Origin of the sequence: Kistimonas scapharcae, from assembly GCF_039540975.1 — a bacterium.
GTDB lineage: Bacteria > Pseudomonadota > Gammaproteobacteria > Pseudomonadales > Endozoicomonadaceae > Kistimonas > Kistimonas scapharcae.
In genome coordinates, this window is record NZ_BAABFL010000469.1 from 34,744 (window position 1) to 51,618 (window position 16,875).

The 16,875-nt window shown below is 53.4% G+C and carries 15 protein-coding genes; 3 read left to right on the top strand and 12 right to left on the bottom strand.

The genetic code is table 11. From position 1 onward, the window contains the following. Nucleotides 1-27: 27 nt before the first annotated feature. From ABD892_RS23250 to exaC, 5 genes are all read right to left on the bottom strand, one after another. The gene (locus tag ABD892_RS23250; protein WP_345198630.1) at nt 28-405 is read right to left on the bottom strand and encodes a hypothetical protein; all 378 of its coding nucleotides are present in this window, start codon (nt 403-405) and stop codon (nt 28-30) included. Nucleotides 406-455: 50 nt separating this feature from the next. After that, nucleotides 456-1,313 (bottom strand): methyltransferase domain-containing protein, encoded by an 858-nt coding sequence (locus ABD892_RS23255; RefSeq protein WP_345198631.1) that lies wholly within the window; start codon nt 1,311-1,313, stop codon nt 456-458. 157 nt (nt 1,314-1,470) lie between these two features. Further along, nucleotides 1,471-2,607, bottom strand: coding sequence for a succinyl-diaminopimelate desuccinylase (dapE, locus tag ABD892_RS23260; protein ID WP_345198632.1), 1,137 nt, complete (start codon nt 2,605-2,607; stop codon nt 1,471-1,473). 132 nt (nt 2,608-2,739) lie between these two features. Continuing rightward, on the bottom strand, nt 2,740-3,372 hold the full coding sequence (nth, locus tag ABD892_RS23265; protein WP_345198633.1) for an endonuclease III: 633 nt from the start codon (nt 3,370-3,372) through the stop codon (nt 2,740-2,742). Between the two features lie 135 nt (nt 3,373-3,507). Beyond that, the gene (gene exaC, locus ABD892_RS23270; RefSeq protein WP_345198634.1) at nt 3,508-5,028 is read right to left on the bottom strand and encodes an acetaldehyde dehydrogenase ExaC; all 1,521 of its coding nucleotides are present in this window, start codon (nt 5,026-5,028) and stop codon (nt 3,508-3,510) included. Between the two features lie 274 nt (nt 5,029-5,302). On the opposite strand from exaC, the gene ABD892_RS23275 reads away from it, so the two are divergent. Next, the gene (locus tag ABD892_RS23275; RefSeq protein ID WP_345198635.1) at nt 5,303-7,786 is read left to right on the top strand and encodes an Rcat domain-containing protein; all 2,484 of its coding nucleotides are present in this window, start codon (nt 5,303-5,305) and stop codon (nt 7,784-7,786) included. Nucleotides 7,787-7,953: 167 nt separating this feature from the next. Here the strand turns inward: ABD892_RS23275 and ABD892_RS23280 are convergent, their stop codons facing one another. The 6 genes from ABD892_RS23280 to rsxA are packed head-to-tail and all read right to left on the bottom strand — an operon-like array spanning nt 7,954 to nt 13,916. Beyond that, nucleotides 7,954-8,667, bottom strand: coding sequence for an electron transport complex subunit E (locus tag ABD892_RS23280; RefSeq protein WP_345198636.1), 714 nt, complete (start codon nt 8,665-8,667; stop codon nt 7,954-7,956). Next, on the bottom strand, nt 8,654-9,316 hold the full coding sequence (gene rsxG / locus ABD892_RS23285) for an electron transport complex subunit RsxG (protein ID WP_345198637.1): 663 nt from the start codon (nt 9,314-9,316) through the stop codon (nt 8,654-8,656). The genes ABD892_RS23280 and rsxG overlap by 14 nt, the downstream gene beginning before the upstream one ends. Before the next feature lie 2 nt (nt 9,317-9,318). Then, nucleotides 9,319-10,380, bottom strand: coding sequence for an electron transport complex subunit RsxD (gene rsxD / locus ABD892_RS23290; protein ID WP_345198638.1), 1,062 nt, complete (start codon nt 10,378-10,380; stop codon nt 9,319-9,321). 2 nt (nt 10,381-10,382) lie between these two features. Then, nucleotides 10,383-12,725: an electron transport complex subunit RsxC gene (gene rsxC, locus ABD892_RS23295; RefSeq protein WP_345198639.1), complete on the bottom strand. Its 2,343-nt coding sequence runs from the start codon at nt 12,723-12,725 to the stop codon at nt 10,383-10,385. Continuing rightward, nucleotides 12,722-13,321 (bottom strand): electron transport complex subunit RsxB, encoded by a 600-nt coding sequence (rsxB, locus tag ABD892_RS23300; RefSeq protein ID WP_345198640.1) that lies wholly within the window; start codon nt 13,319-13,321, stop codon nt 12,722-12,724. The genes rsxC and rsxB overlap by 4 nt, the downstream gene beginning before the upstream one ends. A gap of 10 nt (nt 13,322-13,331) precedes the next feature. Further along, nucleotides 13,332-13,916: an electron transport complex subunit RsxA gene (rsxA, locus tag ABD892_RS23305; RefSeq protein ID WP_345198645.1), complete on the bottom strand. Its 585-nt coding sequence runs from the start codon at nt 13,914-13,916 to the stop codon at nt 13,332-13,334. 447 nt (nt 13,917-14,363) lie between these two features. Here rsxA and ABD892_RS23310 point away from each other — a divergent pair, with 447 nt between their 5' ends. Continuing rightward, nucleotides 14,364-15,323, top strand: a complete 960-nt coding sequence (locus tag ABD892_RS23310) for a hypothetical protein (RefSeq protein ID WP_345198641.1) — start codon at nt 14,364-14,366, stop codon at nt 15,321-15,323. A 26-nt stretch (nt 15,324-15,349) separates the two neighbouring features. Further along, a complete protein-coding gene (locus tag ABD892_RS23315; protein ID WP_345198642.1) occupies nt 15,350-15,745 on the top strand; it encodes a calpain family cysteine peptidase in 396 nt (131 codons plus the stop codon). A gap of 47 nt (nt 15,746-15,792) precedes the next feature. Here the strand turns inward: ABD892_RS23315 and ABD892_RS23320 are convergent, their stop codons facing one another. Beyond that, nucleotides 15,793-16,797, bottom strand: a complete 1,005-nt coding sequence (locus ABD892_RS23320) for an MBL fold metallo-hydrolase (RefSeq protein WP_345198643.1) — start codon at nt 16,795-16,797, stop codon at nt 15,793-15,795. Between the last annotated feature and the right edge of the window lie 78 nt (nt 16,798-16,875).

Here is a 16,875-nt window from a genome sequence, read left to right on the forward strand (position 1 = left end):
GTTGATGCCAGACAGTCGTTTCATGGGTTATGCCCATTCAATGAGTCGCTCTTCGCCGTTCTCGGCAATCTGCCACCATTCATCCATGTTGGCGCTCTCTTCCTGCCAGAAGGCGCCATTGCAGCGGATCTGGCAGTTCAGCGCCGTATGGCAGGCGCGGGCACAATCGACATCGTTTTCCCAGGGTGTGTTCGGTGAGTTGAGCCAGATACTGGTCCAGGCTTTGCCGGCCGCATCTTCGACAACGGTGACGGGGATCGTCTGGCCATTGAGTGTCAGGCTCAGTGAATGACTGCGCCCCTGTTGCGTGACATCCGACATGTCGTCGGCACAGGTTTCCAGCCAGGAAAGGATGGCGTCGATCGGCGTGCGCTTGACGTAAATTTCAATATCGGGCTGCTGCATGATTGATGTCTCTGTGGGCTGGTCGGCGAAAGGCCGGTGTGCAAGCCGGGCTACGGTGTCAGTTGCAGGATGTAGCGTTTGATTTCGGCCGTGCACTGGAGCTGGTGCAATGCATCCAGTCGCTGGCGCTGGGCGGCGCTAATATGCCAGTTATGGGGCGTCATGGCCAGCAGATCGCGGATCTCTGCCGCACTGTTGAGGCAAAAATCCGCCTGAATGGTGTGTTCGCTGATGACGCTGAATGTTTCCGGCATGCTGTTCAGGATTTTGCCGACCGGATAACTGCGTACTTCCTCATAGATCGCTTCCCGCAGCGACATTAAATGGTTCGCGCCAGGTGCCAGAATGATCAGGTAGCCTGAAGGTTTGAGCACCCGGTCAAAAGTCTCCCAGTCAATCCGGGAAAAGATGCTGACCACCACATCGGTACTGTTATCTGCCAGTGGCAGGTCTGCCACACTGCCGATCAGCCAGTGAATGTCGCGACTGCGTCGGCAGCAGGCCCGTATGGCTGGCTTGGAGATATCCAGCGCATACACGTCGGCATTGGGCAGGGCCGTTTTCAGCTGGTGGGTGTAATAGCCTTCACCACAGCCGGCATCCAGAATGACGGGTGCTTCCTTATCGGTGAGTATCTGAGTCGTGACCTGTGCGACGGCATCACTGACAGGCTGGTAATGACCTGCGTCCAGAAACCGGGTACGAGCCGCAACCATGTCCTGGTTGTCACCGGGCTGTCGGCTGTTCATCTTATGGCTGAGTAGCAGATTCAGGTAGCCTTGGCGGGCGAAGTCGAAACGGTGCCGGGAGGCGCATTCCATACCATTGTCGGACACAGCCAATGGCGCATGGCAAACAGGGCAACGAAGTATGTCTCGGGTAACGGGGACTTGGGAGACTGATGTCATTGGAGGTTAACTGCAGGCTGAGAGGGTAAGGGTGAAAGACCGATTACCGGAGATGGATGTATTGAAAGGTTGAAATTGTATCAGAGCTTACGGGGTATCAGACAGCACTTCTGCAACGGGAGCATCCATTCTCCCGATGGCAGGTAAAACAGGGTTATCAGGTCAACAGGTTCACCAGAATCTGCTCATAGATATTACTCAGAATATCCAGATCCTCGGCTTTCACACATTCATTGACCTGATGGATGGTCGCATTGCAGGGACCGAGTTCAACCACTTGGGTGCCGGTCGGTGCAATGTAACGGCCATCGGAAGTTCCGCCCGTGGTCAGTAGCTGGGTTTCCATGCCAGTGATGTCGCGGATAGCAGCAACCGTGGCATCAATCAATGGTCCCTCGGAGGTCAGGAACGGTTGGCCGAACAGTGTCCAGTTCAGATCATATTCGAGATTATGGCTTTTAAGAATCGCATCAGTGCGTCCCCTGAGCTGCTGGTCTGTTTGCTCTGTCGAAAAGCGGAAGTTAAACATCACATCCAGTTCGCCAGGGATCACATTGCCTGCCCCGGTGCCCGCATGAATATTGGAGATCTGGAAGCTGGTGGCCGGGAAAAATTCGTTACCTTCATCCCAGACGGTTTCAGCTAACTCTGTCAGTGCCGGTGTAGCCCGGTGAACCGGGTTGTCGGCAAGGTGCGGATAGGCGACATGGCCCTGATGTCCTTTGACAGTGAGTTCGCCTGTCAGAGAACCGCGTCGTCCATTTTTTACGACATCTCCCGTTTTTTCCGTGCTGGAGGGTTCACCGACAATACACCAGTCAATTTTTTCGTTACGGCTCTCCAGTGTTTCCATGACTTTCTGGGTGCCATTAACCGCCGGACCTTCCTCGTCGCTGGTGATCAGCAGGGCAATAGACCCTTTATGGCCAGGATGCTTGGCGAGGAAGCGCTCAATGGCAGTGATCATGGCCGCCAGACTGCCCTTCATGTCAGCAGCCCCGCGTCCGTACAGGTAACCGTCTTTGAACGTTGGCGTAAAAGGTGGAGAATCCCAGCGATCCTCGGGACCTGTTGGTACAACATCGGTATGACCGGCAAAGGCCAGTACCGGTCCACGGTTACCGCGGCGCAACCAGAGGTTATCCACGTCGCCATAGCGCAGTCGCTCAATCATAAAGCCAAGGGGGGCAAGACGATCGGCCAGTATATCCTGACAGCCAGCGTCGTCTGGGGTGACTGAGGGGCGCGAAATCAGGTCACAGGCAAGTGTGACAGTAGGCGAATGTGACTCCATTGGTGCTTCCGGTAAAACTGTTGTGATTATTAAAGAGACGCTATCTTAGCAGAATGTTTCCACCCTATGTGTTGTCATTCCTTTCAAACCGGTCAGTGCTGCTACCAAACGACGGTAGCCAACCAGGTACCACTATTCTGTTTTGTCCCGGTATTCACACAGATCCTCAATGATGCAGGAGCCACACTGGGGGTTGCGAGCCTTGCAGACATAACGACCATGCAAAATCAGCCAGTGATGCGCATCAATCAGGAATTCCTTGGGTACCAGTCGGAGCAAACGCTTTTCGACTTCCAGCACATTTTTGCCCGGGGCGATGCCGGTGCGGTTGGAAACCCGGAAAATATGGGTATCCACCGCCATGGCTGGCTGACCAAAGGCGGTATTGAGGATGACATTGGCGGTTTTGCGGCCAACACCAGGGAGTGCTTCCAGGTCCTCCCGGTTATCCGGAACGACGCTGTTATGTTTGTCGATCAGCATCCGGCAGGTTTTGATGACATTCTCTGCCTTGCTGTTAAACAGACCGATGGTTTTTATGTATTCCTTCAGGCCATCAACGCCTAGGGCGTAGATGGTTTCCGGTGTATTCGCCACGGGATAGAGTTTACGGGTTGCCTTGTTGACACCAACATCGGTGGCCTGGGCTGACAGTATCACGGCGATCAGCAGTTCAAACGGCGTCGTGTATTCCAGCTCGGTGGTAGGGTGCGGATTATTCTCACGTAGACGTTCAAAGATCAGCCTGCGTTTTTCCTTGTTCATTTATGATGCCTTAGATTCTCATCAAACGGCGGCATCATAGCATGACAGGCAGTGGAATGTGGGTGCTGTCGGCGGTAATCAATTTTACTGACATCTAGAGTCCCGGCTGGTTACTCCAGCCGGGTTTGGCAGGGCTTAGAAGAAGCCGAGCGGGGAGCTATCGTAGCTGACCAGCATGTTCTTGGTCTGCTGGTAGTGATCCAGGATCATCCGGTGGGTTTCACGACCCACACCCGATTGCTTGTAACCGCCAAAGGCAGCGTGTGCCGGGTAGAGGTGGTAGCAGTTGATCCAGACACGACCGGCTTCAATACCGCGGCCCATACGCTGTGCACGGTTCATGTCGCGGGTCCAGACACCGGCGCCAAGACCGAACTGGGTATCGTTGGCAATGGCGAGGGCTTCCTGCTCATCCTTGAAGGTGGCAACGGACAACACAGGACCGAAGATCTCCTCCTGGAAGATTCGCATGCCGTTGTTACCCTTCAGGATGGTTGGCTGGACGTAGTAGCCGTTTGCAAGCGCACCATCCAACTGGGCGCGGTCACCGCCCAGCAGGCAGGTAGCGCCTTCTTCCTGGCCGATCTTCATGTAGCCAAGGATCTTGTCCAGCTGGTTCTGGCTGGCCTGGGCACCGATCATGGTGTCGGTATCCAGCGGATTGCCCATTTTGATCTGGCGGGCGCGTTCCAGCACCTTTTCCATGAATTCGTCGTACATGGACTCCTGCACTAATGCGCGGGACGGGCAGCTGCAGATCTCGCCCTGGTTCAGGAACGCCATCAGCATGCCTTCGACGGCCTTGCTGATGTAGTCCTCTTCCTGCTGAAGGATATCCGCAAAGAAGACATTCGGGGATTTGCCGCCCAATTCGACGGTGCAGGGAATGATGGATTCCGCCGCACAGTGCATCATGTGGGAACCGACCGGGGTGGAGCCGGTAAAGGCCAACTTGGCGATACGCTTGCTGGTGGCCAGCACTTCACCGGCCTCGCCGCCGAAACCGCTGACCACGTTGACAACACCCGCGGGTAGCAGGTCGGCAATCAGGTCGACCAGCATCAGGATGGATGCCGGGGTCTGGCTGGCGGGCTTCATCACCACGCAGCAGCCGGCGGCCAGGGCCGGCGCCAGTTTCCAGGCCGCCATCAGCAGCGGGAAGTTCCAGGGAATGATCTGGCCGACAACGCCGATCGGCTCGTGGAAATGGTAGGAGGTGGTGTTGGCGTCGATTTCGCCGATGGTGCCTTCCTGGGCGCGGATACAGCCGGCGAAATAACGGAAATGGTCAACCACCAGGGGCAAATCGGCATTCAGGGTTTCACGGATCGGCTTGCCGTTTTCCCAGGTTTCAGCCACGGCCAGCATTTCAAGGTTCTGCTCCAGGCGGTCTGCAATGCGCAGCAGGATGTTGGAACGTTCGGTAGTGGAGGTCTTCGCCCAGCTGACGCGGGCCTTGTGGGCGTGGTCCAGTGCCAGTTCGACGTCGGCGGCGCTGGAGCGGGCCACTTCACAGATGTGCTCGCCGGTCAGTGGCGAGTGATTGGTGAAGTAGCGGCCTTCGAGCGGTGCGACCCACTCGCCCCCGATGAAGTTGTCGTAGCGGGGCTTGAAGTGAGCCAGTGCGCCTTCATGGCCGGGTTGTACGTAGATCATGAACCTTGGTGCTCCGATACTGTACGGATTGTGTTGTGGTTCTCACCTGATCAGTACAGGTGTGTACCGAAGTCTAATGATGGTATGAAAACATCCCTTATGTAATTAGGCATTTGACGCAGATTTCAGGGGGGAGCCTATTGGCAGGTAGGCGATTCAGGCGGAGGTCAGGCACGATAGTTAGTATTGCTGATGGCTTTGTTAGTGTTTCCGGTTTTTCAGTGTTCTATTGTCTGAATATTTCCGGGGTGAACTTAACAAAGAGATAGAATAAATGTCTGTATCTTTCGTGCATGATGGTCGTCAAATTACACATACAGTCGTGGATCCACAAAACCTCGCTGAAAATCCCTTTCTGCGGTGTTTAAAGGCTATTGGCCATGCTATCAAGCGCTTTTTTCAGGGGTTATGTCAGTGCTTTTGCCCTTGTATCGCAATTGCAGACAGGCGGGTTGCAGCGCTGGGCGGATGGTGGGAGCAAGTCTCAGTCTCCAGGACGCTTGAAGAACGATTTTATGATGTTTTGCATTGTCAATATCATGGGCAAAATTCGGCAGTGGATTTTCTTAAAGAGGTTATTCGTCATCAGGGACGAATAGAGCCGTCTGTGGAACAGGCTCATGGGAGAATGTCGCCGGCTATTGCCGAGAAGACCAATGGTATTTGGGCCCGGATGCAGGGGGGAGCGGACTATGCTCAGCTGGTAAGGCAAGGTGGAGAGGCGTATGCCCGCAACCATATTCCGGGTGGGGAAGGCTTCGCGCGTCAAGCGTGTTTGGAAGCGCTGGCCTACCTGGAAGTCTGGATGCATGAAGGAATACCGGAGGATCTTGAACCCAATGCCTTAGGCGATGACGATGAGCTGTCAGGTGAGTCGTTGCAGGGAGCGGTAGGTGGTTATGACCCATCGTCTGCAGCCGGTCCCGTCGTGGGCAAGAGCACCGAAATGGCGCCCCCGTATGAAGAGTTCTTATGGTGTATAAATAAGAATACAAAAGAATCAGTCAAACGGGCATATGAACTGATGTTAGGGCTTTTGCCCACAGACGTAGCGAACCCCGAAGCTTACGTTAATGATATTTTTAAGACATATGACTTTCCATTTCCTGAGCAGACTAAAGCGTTAATATCGCCAGCTATTCATTTTATTCTCGTTCATAAAGGCGAGAGACGTCTCGAGCCAAGGCATATAGAAGCTATTCAGACATATCATACTGTTGTTGAAATGTATGAGAGGGAAAAGGAAGCGTCAAGCCGCGAGATGCCTACTGCAATACCCTCTGGTTTGGGTCTTCAGAATCCGGGGTTTGAGGGAGGAGGTCGTGATGACTCCAGGCGATGGTGGGAAGATGATGACTCAGATATGGAGGTTTGGGGAGTCCGACGTCGGCGGCCACAACAACGCGACGATAGAGTCGATGCGTTGGAGCTTCCCAGGTCGCAGCAACGTCGAAGGGATCTTGAAAGTTCCTACGGGCCGAGTAGTTTGGATTCCAATGGTCCAGCATCCTTAAGTCGTTTCCACTCCTTGGGCCGTGATCTGAGCCCTATTGAAGAACTCGCGCATGCCTTGCTCGATAACCTTGATGATCATGAAGTGCAGCAGACTCAAGTTATTGAGGTTATAGAGAAATATCACGAAAACCCTAACGTTCACACGGATCTCAGATACCTATCGATTGTTAGTTATATTCAGCGAGGTGATTGGGTGCAAGCACAAGCGCTTGCAGAAGGAATGCAATTGAGTATGTTGGGCAGTGCTGGCGTCCACCATCTGATCAGGCGCTCTACAAGCCGAAGTCCGGACAGTAGTCTTGAATCACATGCCTCTGTACCTGTACGTGCATCTAAGAAAATGACAGCTCCTGACGCATCAGATGAACCTGACGGTATAGAATCTGATGACAAACCTCTTTGTGATCTGTGTTATGCAGACGACGGTGAGATCGAACTCGGATGCTGTAGTGCCAGAGAAGGGAAAAGGGTCGCTCTTTGTGTTGGATGTATGGATCAGTGGTTTGGAGAAAAGGCCGGTGAGTTTGATGCATGGCTTAAACATGGTATGACGTTACCCTGTCCTATGGTCTGTGATGGTCGTATTCTAACCGGACCGGTTGAAAACAAGCTCCCGGAGAATTCGGATACTGCTGCGATGTTTAGAAAGTTTCATCAAAAGCTAGGTATGAAGCTAACCGAAGAGCACTCTGATGGCAGAGGGATTTTATGTATGGAGCCCCAATGCGACTTTGGTACTGTCATCGATAAGCATATGCGGTTATATCAATGTGCTAACCGGCTGTACCATAGAGATGGAAAAATAAAATTGTATTGTGCGCTTTGTTCAGCGGAGGCATCGTATGATCATAACTGCCCCAATGGCCCAACGCGAGTAACACGGGAAGAGATTGAGGCCAGACGCTACTATAAGAGAAACTTGGGTCGATGGAAAAGATGCCCCCAGTGTAAGACCATGACGGAAAGAATTGTTGGCTGTAATCATATGAGCTGTAAAACATGTAAGCATCATTATTGTTGGAAGTGTCTGGGGCCTTTTTATGAGCGAGATGGTAGAACAATGACCCATCAAGGTTATTATACTTGCTTTGGTTTTGGCGATAAAATAAGGCAACGGCGAGAGCGTAATGCTGAGTACGATCGTGAAATTGATGAATTGAAAGCAAATTACCGACGAGTTACTGGCAACGCATATAATGATAGCTTCTGGTCACAGCTACGGTCTGCTGTTTGTTGCTGCTAATGCCAATGAGTGCTGTACGTACATAAAGACAATGAACAATAAGATTTTGATAATGACAGCGGTGATACGGCTTAGTAATAAGTTGCATTCTTTGTAGAATGTTTTAAGAATACCAATGCGACAGTCATTGATATTGTTTAACTTATGTCTAAGCCGGTTTTGCCAGCTTATTGTATTGTTCCGGTAACTCGCACACGCTTACTACCCGCTACGTTTTCTACCTTTCTGGCTGACTGCCAACGATGAATACGGCTATCCATCAGGTTTTTCAGGGCGATCAGAAAACCCATGAAGACAAAGGCGCCCGGTGGCAGAATCGCAAACAGGAATTTCTTGTAGTCGGGTATGACTATCATTTGCCAGCTCTCAGCAACCGGTCCAAACAACAGGTGCATGTTGGCAAAGAGCGTGCCCTGTCCAACCAGTTCCCGTAAACCGCCCAGCAAGACCAGCACCAGCGTAAAACCGGTACCCATCATGAAGCCGTCCAATGCCGCTGGTGCGATAGCGTGTTTTGACGCGTAGGCATCCGCACGACCAAGAATGATGCAATTGGTGACAATCAGTGGGATAAAAATCCCCAGTATTTTGTACAACTCATAGGTATACGCCTGCATCAGCAGTTCAACGCAGGTGGTCAGCGAGGCAATCACCATCACGAAAACCGGCAGACGGATTGCTTCAGTCATCTGTCGTCTGAACAGGGAGACCGCGATGTTGGAAAAGGTCAGAACTGCAATCGTTGCGATACCAAGGCCCAGTGCGTTCACCACACTATTGGAGACACCGAGCAACGGGCACAAACCCAGCAGCTGCACCAGTGCCGGGTTGTTTTTCCACAGGCCTTCCAGGGCTATGTGGCGTGGATCAGAGCTGGCCATGGGGTGACTCCTTCAGGCGTTGAAGCCCGTTGGTGAACAGGGCGCTATGGTATTCAGCAAAATAGTCCAGGCTACGGCGAACGGCCGCAACAACTGCGCGGGGGGTGATGGTTGCGCCGGTAAACTGGTCAAACTCACCGCCATCCTTGCGCACGGCCCAGCCTTCCCCGGCAGGATTATTGATGGACTTGCCATTAAAACCCAGAATCCAGTCAGAAATGCGGGTGTCAATGCTGTCACCCAGGCCGGGGGTTTCCTTGTGGGTAATGACCCGCACGCCGGCTATCCGCCCGTCGGCATAAATACCGACCAGCAGGTTGATTCGGCCACTGTAACCGTCAGGTGCGACGACCGGCAGGATGATGGCTGACGGTGTATCGCCCTGAAAGGCGATATACGCCTCAGGCGGTTGCGCGTAGGAACCCAGTCGCTCGGGTTCCGGCAGTATGACACGGGTATCGAGCAGGCTGTTGTCAAAGGTCGACTGGGGCAGCACCTCGTGTAGCGCTTTTTCTTCGCTGGCGCGTACCTGGCTGGCAATCTGGTCGCGCGTGGCGTACCAGGTCAATGCCACGAGGCCGGTCGTCAGTACTGCAAACAGACCCAGCGTCAGACTGTTTTTATTGATGGTTCGAAAGAGTGCAGTCATGGTTATTCAGACTTCGCCAGCCCCCGTTTCGGTTTTTTGTGTCCGTAGGTACGGGGTTGGGTGTAGTAGTCGATAGTGGGGGCAGCCATGTTCATCAGCAGTGTGGCAAAGGCGACACCGTCAGGGTAACCACCCCAGGCTCGAATGATATACGTGATCAACCCAACGCCCAGGCCGAAAATAAACCGTCCCTTGGCCGAGGTTGCGCCGCTGACCGGATCAGTAATGATGAAAAAGGCCCCCAGCATGGTTGCGCCGGAAAAGAGATGGAGCAGGGGGGATCCGTGTGATTCGGAGCCTGATCCTCCCCAGAACACCAGTGACATCACGAACAGGCCAGCCAGCATACCTGCGGGTGCGTGCCAGGTGATGATTTTCCGGTACAGCAACACCAGGCCGCCAACCAGAAACGCCAGGTTGACCCAGAACCAGCCGATACCGGTCATCCCCTCCAGTTGGGGGTTGCTTTCCCACAACTCTGGCATGGTCAGTGAGCGGTTTTCGCGCACGATATCCAGTGGGGTCGCCAGGGTCCAGCCGTCAATTGCCAGCGTACTGCTGGACGGTGTGAAAATAGCCCTGAAGGCATCGCCGAAACTGGTAATGGCCGGATGCCCTTCAATCCCCGTCGGAGGGGCCCAGCTGGTCATTTCCTGAGGGAAGGAGATCAACAGAAGCACGTAGCCCAGCATGGCCGGGTTGAACGGGTTATAGCCCATGCCACCGTATAGTTGCTTACCAATCAGAATGGCAAATACCGTACCGGTCAGTGTGAGCCACCAGGGGGCGAACGGGGGTAGCGCCAATGCCAGCAGCAGGGCTGTGACTAGTGCGGAACCGTCTTTCAGATAGAACGACAGGGGACGTTTGCGCAGGATAAGTACTGCCGCTTCAGCCGCGAGGGCGATCAGCGAGCACCAGACGACATTGATCAACGTGCCCCAGCCAAAGAATCCGGACAGGGCCAGCAGACCGGGCAGGCTGGCAACCAGCACCCATAGCATGATGTTAGGCGTCCGGTTGGCGCCGAGGGTATGGGGTGACGTTTGTCGTATAAGCGCCATGGTCATTCCTTCGGCTGTTCGTTGGAGGCTGTAGACTGCGCGGCTTCCTGTGCCAGGCAGGCCGCCAGGGCATTATCAGCCTGTTGTGCCTCGGCTTCAGCCGTATTCAGCGCCTGTTCGAGGACGGTCATATCGTCATCGGCAGAGGCACTGTCCAATGCTCGGCGTGCTTTCTTGACCATGGCCCATGCCATGGCGCTCTCAATCTTGTATTTTTTGGCCGCATCACTTAACGGTGCCCGTTTAGGCTTGGCTGGTTTTTCCTGGGTGGGCGCAGGTGAACTGTTGTCAGTCGATTCAGCGACCGCCTGCTCACGCTCGGCCAGGGTTTGACGACAATTTTCGACTTTGACTTTGAGAGCTTCGGTCTGGTCGTTGTCAATTTCGAGTGCTTCTGCCAGCGCCCGTTCCGCCTTGCGCAGCTCGGCACGCGCCATCGCCAGCTCGATTTTCAGTTTCTTCTGGTCATCACTCAGGTCTGGTTTGGTCGTTTTTTGTGGCTGGGCTGGTTGTGAGCTGGGTGTGCTAACTGGCTCAGTGGTGTCACCTGCCCTGTCAAAATCCTGCTGGAGTTGTACCTGCTGTTCACGCAGGCGAGCAATGTCCACTTGAAGTTTAGTGGCTGCTTCTGCATCGCTCTCGTCCAGCTGGGCGAACGTCCGCTCAGTCTTCTTCAGTTGGGCATTGACCATGGAGAGCTGTATCTTCAGCTCTTTCTGCCTGGGGTTCAGTATTGGGCGCGCCTTGCGCACAGGCTCGGTCGTGGGTTGTCCGGCCGCTGCCTGTTTGCGTGCTTTTGCCCGTTCAATGGCTGCCTGAATGGCATCCTGTTTGCCCTCATCGGCTGTTTCAGACGGCTTGCTGGGGACTGATTTTTCTGCTTCCCGTGCCGCCTTAAGCTGGGCGGCTCGCTCAGCGTTGGCTTTGCGCTTCGCTTCTTTTTCTGCCGCGATGCGTTCCAGGCGTTGCTGACGATTTTCAAAACGACGTTTTGACTGTTCGGCTTTTTCGTGTTTCGCCTGTTGCAGCCGGATCTCATCCTTGCCAGCGCGGAAATACTGTACCAGCGGAATGTTGCTGGGACAGACATAGGAACAGGCGCCACATTCTATGCAGTCAAACAGGTTATGGTGTTGCAGTTGATCATTATTCGCGGCCTTTGCATGCCAGTAGAGTTGCTGTGGCAACAGAGACACCGGGCAGGCGACGGCACAGTCTCCGCAGCGTATGCAGGCACGGGCAGGGGGGGCGGGCGGAAACTCCTGCGCCGTACCGGCAATCAGACAGTTAGTGGTTTTAATGACAGGAATATCGGTGCTGTCCAGGGTGAACCCCATCATGGGTCCCCCAAGGATCAGGTTGTTCATCGAATCCTGCCTGAGACCGGCAAAGGCCAATAGATCGTTGGCCGGGGTGCCGATGAGTGCCTCAACGTTTTGAGGTTGTGCCAGTGCATCCCCTGTCAGGGTTGTGATCCGGGAAATCAATGGCCTGCCCAGAATAATGGCATCATGGATCGCAGCAATCGTGCCAGTGTTGTAGCAGAGAATGCCGATGTCAACTGAGCGTGCATCGCTGGGCACTTCCTTCCCGGTTAACAGGTAGATCAGTCGTTGGGCGTCGCCGGACGGGTATTTGGTGGGCACGGTAACGACCTGGTAAGCACGGTCCCTACAGGCGTGTTCCATTGCCCTTGCAGCGTCAGGCTTATTGTCTTCAATGCCAATAAGCACCTGTTCCGGATGCAGCAGGTGGCAGAGGATATCAATACCGCTGACAATGCGATCAGCACGTTCACGCATCAGCATGTCATCAGCGGTGATATAGGGTTCACACTCGGCGCCGTTGACGACCAGGGTATGGATTTTGTCTTCGTTGCGTGACGCCATTTTTACCGCAGCAGGGAAGCCCGCGCCACCCAGCCCGACAATGCCCGCGTCGTAGATACGCCGAATCAGAGCCTGATGGTCTATCGTCGTATAATCGGGCTCGGGGAACAGTTCGCACCAGCGGTCTTCACCATCACTGGCCAGCACGATACAGGTTTCGGTCAGCCCGGAAGGGTGGGGGACTTTACGGGCTTCAATCGCCGTGATGGTGCCAGAGGTCGGCGCATGCACCGGTGCACTGACAAAGCCGCTGGCACGGGCCAGCAACTGCCCTTTCAATACACTGTCGCCGACCTTGACCAGCACCTGGGCCGGTGAGCCTGAGTGCTGGTTCAGGGGCAATACATACTCTGCAGACAGCGGTGGCGTAGCGATTGCTGTCCCGGTTGATTGCTGCTTGTTTTCCGGTGGATGAACGCCACCCGGGAATTCGTGAATAGTGATCAGGTTACTCATGCAGCCTGATCCCCCGGTCCGGACGCGGGCCGGCGGTCAGTGGCGATCAGTTGTTCCGGTGGCACTGGCAGGCTCCATGCCCAGCTTTTTGTTGTCACTTCAAGCGGTACCATATCGATACAGTCTACAGGGCAGGGTTCGACACAGAGGTCACACCCAGTGCACTCATTGACGATGACGGTGTGCATTTGCTTCGCGGCGCCAAGGATGGCGTCCACGGGACAGGCCTGGATGCACTTGGTGCAGCCGATACATTCGTCTTCCCGGATATAAGCGACCATGGGCGGCTTTTCGGTGCCATGTTCGCCATCCAGGGGAACGGCTTCGACATCCAGCAGATCGGCCAGTGCGTTAATGGTGCTCTGGCCTCCCGGCGGACAGTGGTTGATGGCTTCACCGTTAGCAATCGCTTCGGCGTAGGGACGGCAGCCTGGGTGGCCACACTGACCACACTGAGTTTGCGGCAGCAGCTCGTTGATCTGGTCAACAATCGGATCGCCTTCTACCTTGAATTTTTCGGAGGCAAATCCCAGCAGTGCGCCAAAAATAAGGGTCAGCACCAGCAGGGCGAGAATCGCGGTAATGATGATATCCAACAACGCCCCCTTACAGCTTGATCAGACCGGTAAAGCCCATGAAGGCCAGGGACATCAGGCCGGCGGTAATCATACCAATGGCTGCGCCGCGGAAGGGAACCGGTACGTCTGCGACGGCGATCCGTTCACGCATGGCAGCAAACAAAACCAGTACCAGGGAGAATCCGATGGCTGCGCCGAAACCATAGGTAGCCGAGTCCACAAAACTGCTATGCATACGGTTGCTGTTCAACAGGGCAACACCGAGTACGGCACAGTTGCTGGTGATCAACGGCAGGAACACGCCCAGGACCCGGTAGAGGAGCGGACTGACCTTTCGTACCACCATTTCGGTAAATTGCACGACAACGGCAATAACCAGGATGAACGACAGGGTTTTCAGAAACTCCAGCCCCAGTGGGATCAGAATGTATTCGTAGGTGATGTAACTGCAGATGGACGCGAGGGTCAGCACAAAGGTAGTGGCCATCGACATGCCCATGGCCGTTTCCAGCTTGTTGGAAACCCCCATAAACGGACAAAGCCCGAGAAACTGCACAAGGACAAAGTTATTGACCAGTATTGCGCTTAACAGGATCAGCGCTAGCTGGGTCAGGGTTTCGGTCATGACTCTCACCGATAGCTGCAAGGCAGCCGGTGTTATAACACCGGGTCTGCAATAAGCGCTGTTTACCACTGCGTTATAGTGCCTACAACGCACATCCTGGTAACAGCGCACTTTATTATATGGCGACCCGCGCCTGAGGCGGTCTATTATCCGGCAGGGCGTTATTCCATACAATAGCGGTTGGTTATCTGATCAAGCATATTTGGTTATATGCTTATTGTCGCGGTCCCCTATGTCGGGTGTTCCCACGCATCTAAAAGGCAGTATGTACGACAAGCCACCGTTAAGGTGCCGGATTATAAGACTTTAATGGAAAAAGGCCAGATACCTGCGACTAATGTCGGTAATACTCTGCTCGGTTGACAGAAACATTGCCTGAACCCATTCCGTATATCGACGTCTAATACAGTAAGCACACTCATTTATGGTTTATGTATGGCATCAATTGTCTCCCACCACGGCCCTAAAGCTCTTTATTCCGTGCAGTCGGATCAGGAACGTGCACACCTGAAGGCACGACTCAGGCAGTATGAGCTGAGAGTTGTCGGAACAGCTGAATCTTATTTTCAGGAACAGCGACTGACGCACATGCGTGACAACCTTAGTAAGGGAGATGCCTTTTTTAACCGATACCGTTTTTTTCGTTTTATTTCTCGTGTCATCCGCCTGTTTCTTCCGACACGTGTGTATATGACTGTCCCAGTGGTTGATCGGCAGGATCCGCCGATTCAGCCGACTAATGCCAAGCACGTATTGGTATCAGACGCGATGCTAGTGGACTCTCTGGGGTTCAATAGCAACGATTGTCGCTATGTTGATCAGAGTGAGAAGCCTTTATTTGATGCAAGGGAGCAGGGGTTGCCAAATCAGCGAGATGTCGTGCAGTCAGACAGTCGTGATACATGTTGTATCCTGAGTGCTGCACTTGCCTATTGTCGAACCAGAAATGGCCGGGAACGGTTTGAAACCTTATTTAAGGACAATGGTGATAATACGGTTACCGTCAGGCTGTGGAATACCTATACATGTAAACCCGTTTCAATTGTTGTGTCGAAGGACAGGCCGCTCACCCCGAGTGGGCATGATGTCTATTCGTTTAATAATGCCAGCAACGTGGTATGGCCCGGAATTTTTGAAAAGGCGGTACATGGTCTTCGTTTATTGATGCTGTCCCAAATCAATGAAGACGAAAGGAGTGCAGACAGTGTAGCGAGAATAAATGCGGAAGCTGCAAAGCCGCAGCTGCTATCCGATCGCAAACAAAATGTTCTTGATTATATCAACGTATTTGAGGGGTTGAGCTATTTGCCGCCTATTGGTGTTGGGAGCGATGCTGCTGGGGGAGCTGTTGTTGCATGGGTGGATGAGTTTATTGAAGTGAAATTAATCGGTTAAAACAGGCCGTCGCAGAAGGGCGTCCTGTGGCTCTGGCGCGTGATCTTTCGTTAAGAAATACCTTTAATGCATTGCCCAGCGGCATAATCGCTAATCATGCGGTCGCAGTCTTGGGAGCTGCACGCTGTGATGGCGAAGATGGTGTATTGATCAGGGATCCGTATGGGGCAAAGATTAACAATAACGGTGAGGTGCAATTGTCCGACGGGCAATCATTGGGTTGGCGACAGGGTGACGATGGCATTCAGTTTATACCGTGGCGTCAATTTCCTCATTATTTCAATATGGCGGTTGAGGTTCGTGACAGGGGTAAGTCAGTCATGCCTGTGGAACTCAGCTCTTCCTCTGTGCATGAAACATCATCAGCGGTTGTTGATCTAGAGGATGACGATTTATCTGATATTGATACGTCCTTGCTATAACTGTCAGTTGTCTGGCTCCGTGAACCATTGTTGGTCGACCATGGTATTTATACTTTAGGTTGGAGAATGCCTTTACGTGTTAACACATACTGATCAAAATCATTGGCAAGAAAGAGCGTGTTTTTAAAATATTGCTCAGCCTCCAAGCGTATCTCATCCAGTGAATGTTTGTCATGAACCTTGTCACTATTGGCATAGCGTGGGCTGAAATGCGTCAGTATAAGGTTTTTTAATCCCGCTTTGGTGGAGCTTGACCCAACGGAGGCTGCTGTCGAGTGCTGAACCCTGACAGTCAGCTGATTGAATACTGATTCAGTATACGTTGCTTCGTGCACCAGCAGTTGACAGTTCGAGAGATAAGGCTCCAGTAATGCCGGTTGCTCGTTATCACCCGCGATGATGACGGTTCTGCCTGGCATATCGGGCCGGCAGTAGTCGGCACCGTTAACAAACCGGCCATCGTTGAGCACGAAGCTGTCACGTTGTTTTAACCTACCATAAACCGGTCCTTCCGGAATGCCATCGGCAATAGCCAGTAACTTGTCAAATGAACCCGGAAAATCAGGCTCTTTGATTTGGTAGGCAAAGCTGGTGATATTGTGCTTAAGAGGAATGGCCTCAATCCCATGGTTATGCCAGTGATGCTCACCGCCATGTTCAGGCAGCTCAATAATCTCCAGGGGGAAATTCAGTGACAGCTGCGAGTAATGCATGATGGCTTCAAGCATGGCCTTCAGGCCTTTTGGGCCGATCAGTGTCAGTGACTGATGCTCGCGAGCGAGTGTGGCCATGGCGCGACTGGCCAGCAGCCCGGGCAGGCCATAGCAATGATCACCGTGCAGGTGCGTGATCAGAATAAGGCCGAGTTTAGCCACCGAGAGTGGGCAGCGTAGTAAGCGATGCTGAGTGCCTTCACCGCAATCAACCAGAATCCAGGGGCGCGCTTGTTCAGGCTGCAGGGCCAGCGCTGTGACATTACGGTGTCGGGTGGGTACCCCGGCAGAGGTGCCAAGGAATGTCAGTTCCATGAGGGTTCGGTTATCCAGAATCACCTTAACTCCCGCTTAACGATCTGAAGAAGTAAGGCTAAATTGAATGAAGAGAGCGTCCCCTGTGCTCTTCAGGCAAAA

Bases quoted from the DNA above. Each gene is read 5' to 3' on its own strand.
- nth (WP_345198633.1), bottom strand. From the start codon at position 3,372: ATGAACAAGGAAAAACGCAGGCTGATCTTTGAACGTCTACGTGAGAAT.
- dapE (WP_345198632.1), bottom strand. From the start codon at position 2,607: ATGGAGTCACATTCGCCTACTGTCACACTTGCCTGTGACCTGATTTCG.
- ABD892_RS23255 (WP_345198631.1), bottom strand. From the start codon at position 1,313: ATGACATCAGTCTCCCAAGTCCCCGTTACCCGAGACATACTTCGTTGC.
- exaC (WP_345198634.1), bottom strand. From the start codon at position 5,028: ATGATCTACGTACAACCCGGCCATGAAGGCGCACTGGCTCACTTCAAG.
- ABD892_RS23310 (WP_345198641.1), top strand. From the start codon at position 14,364: ATGGCATCAATTGTCTCCCACCACGGCCCTAAAGCTCTTTATTCCGTG.
- ABD892_RS23275 (WP_345198635.1), top strand. From the start codon at position 5,303: ATGTCTGTATCTTTCGTGCATGATGGTCGTCAAATTACACATACAGTC.
- rsxG (WP_345198637.1), bottom strand. From the start codon at position 9,316: ATGACTGCACTCTTTCGAACCATCAATAAAAACAGTCTGACGCTGGGT.
- rsxC (WP_345198639.1), bottom strand. From the start codon at position 12,725: ATGAGTAACCTGATCACTATTCACGAATTCCCGGGTGGCGTTCATCCA.
- ABD892_RS23250 (WP_345198630.1), bottom strand. From the start codon at position 405: ATGCAGCAGCCCGATATTGAAATTTACGTCAAGCGCACGCCGATCGAC.
- rsxD (WP_345198638.1), bottom strand. From the start codon at position 10,380: ATGGCGCTTATACGACAAACGTCACCCCATACCCTCGGCGCCAACCGG.
- ABD892_RS23280 (WP_345198636.1), bottom strand. From the start codon at position 8,667: ATGGCCAGCTCTGATCCACGCCACATAGCCCTGGAAGGCCTGTGGAAA.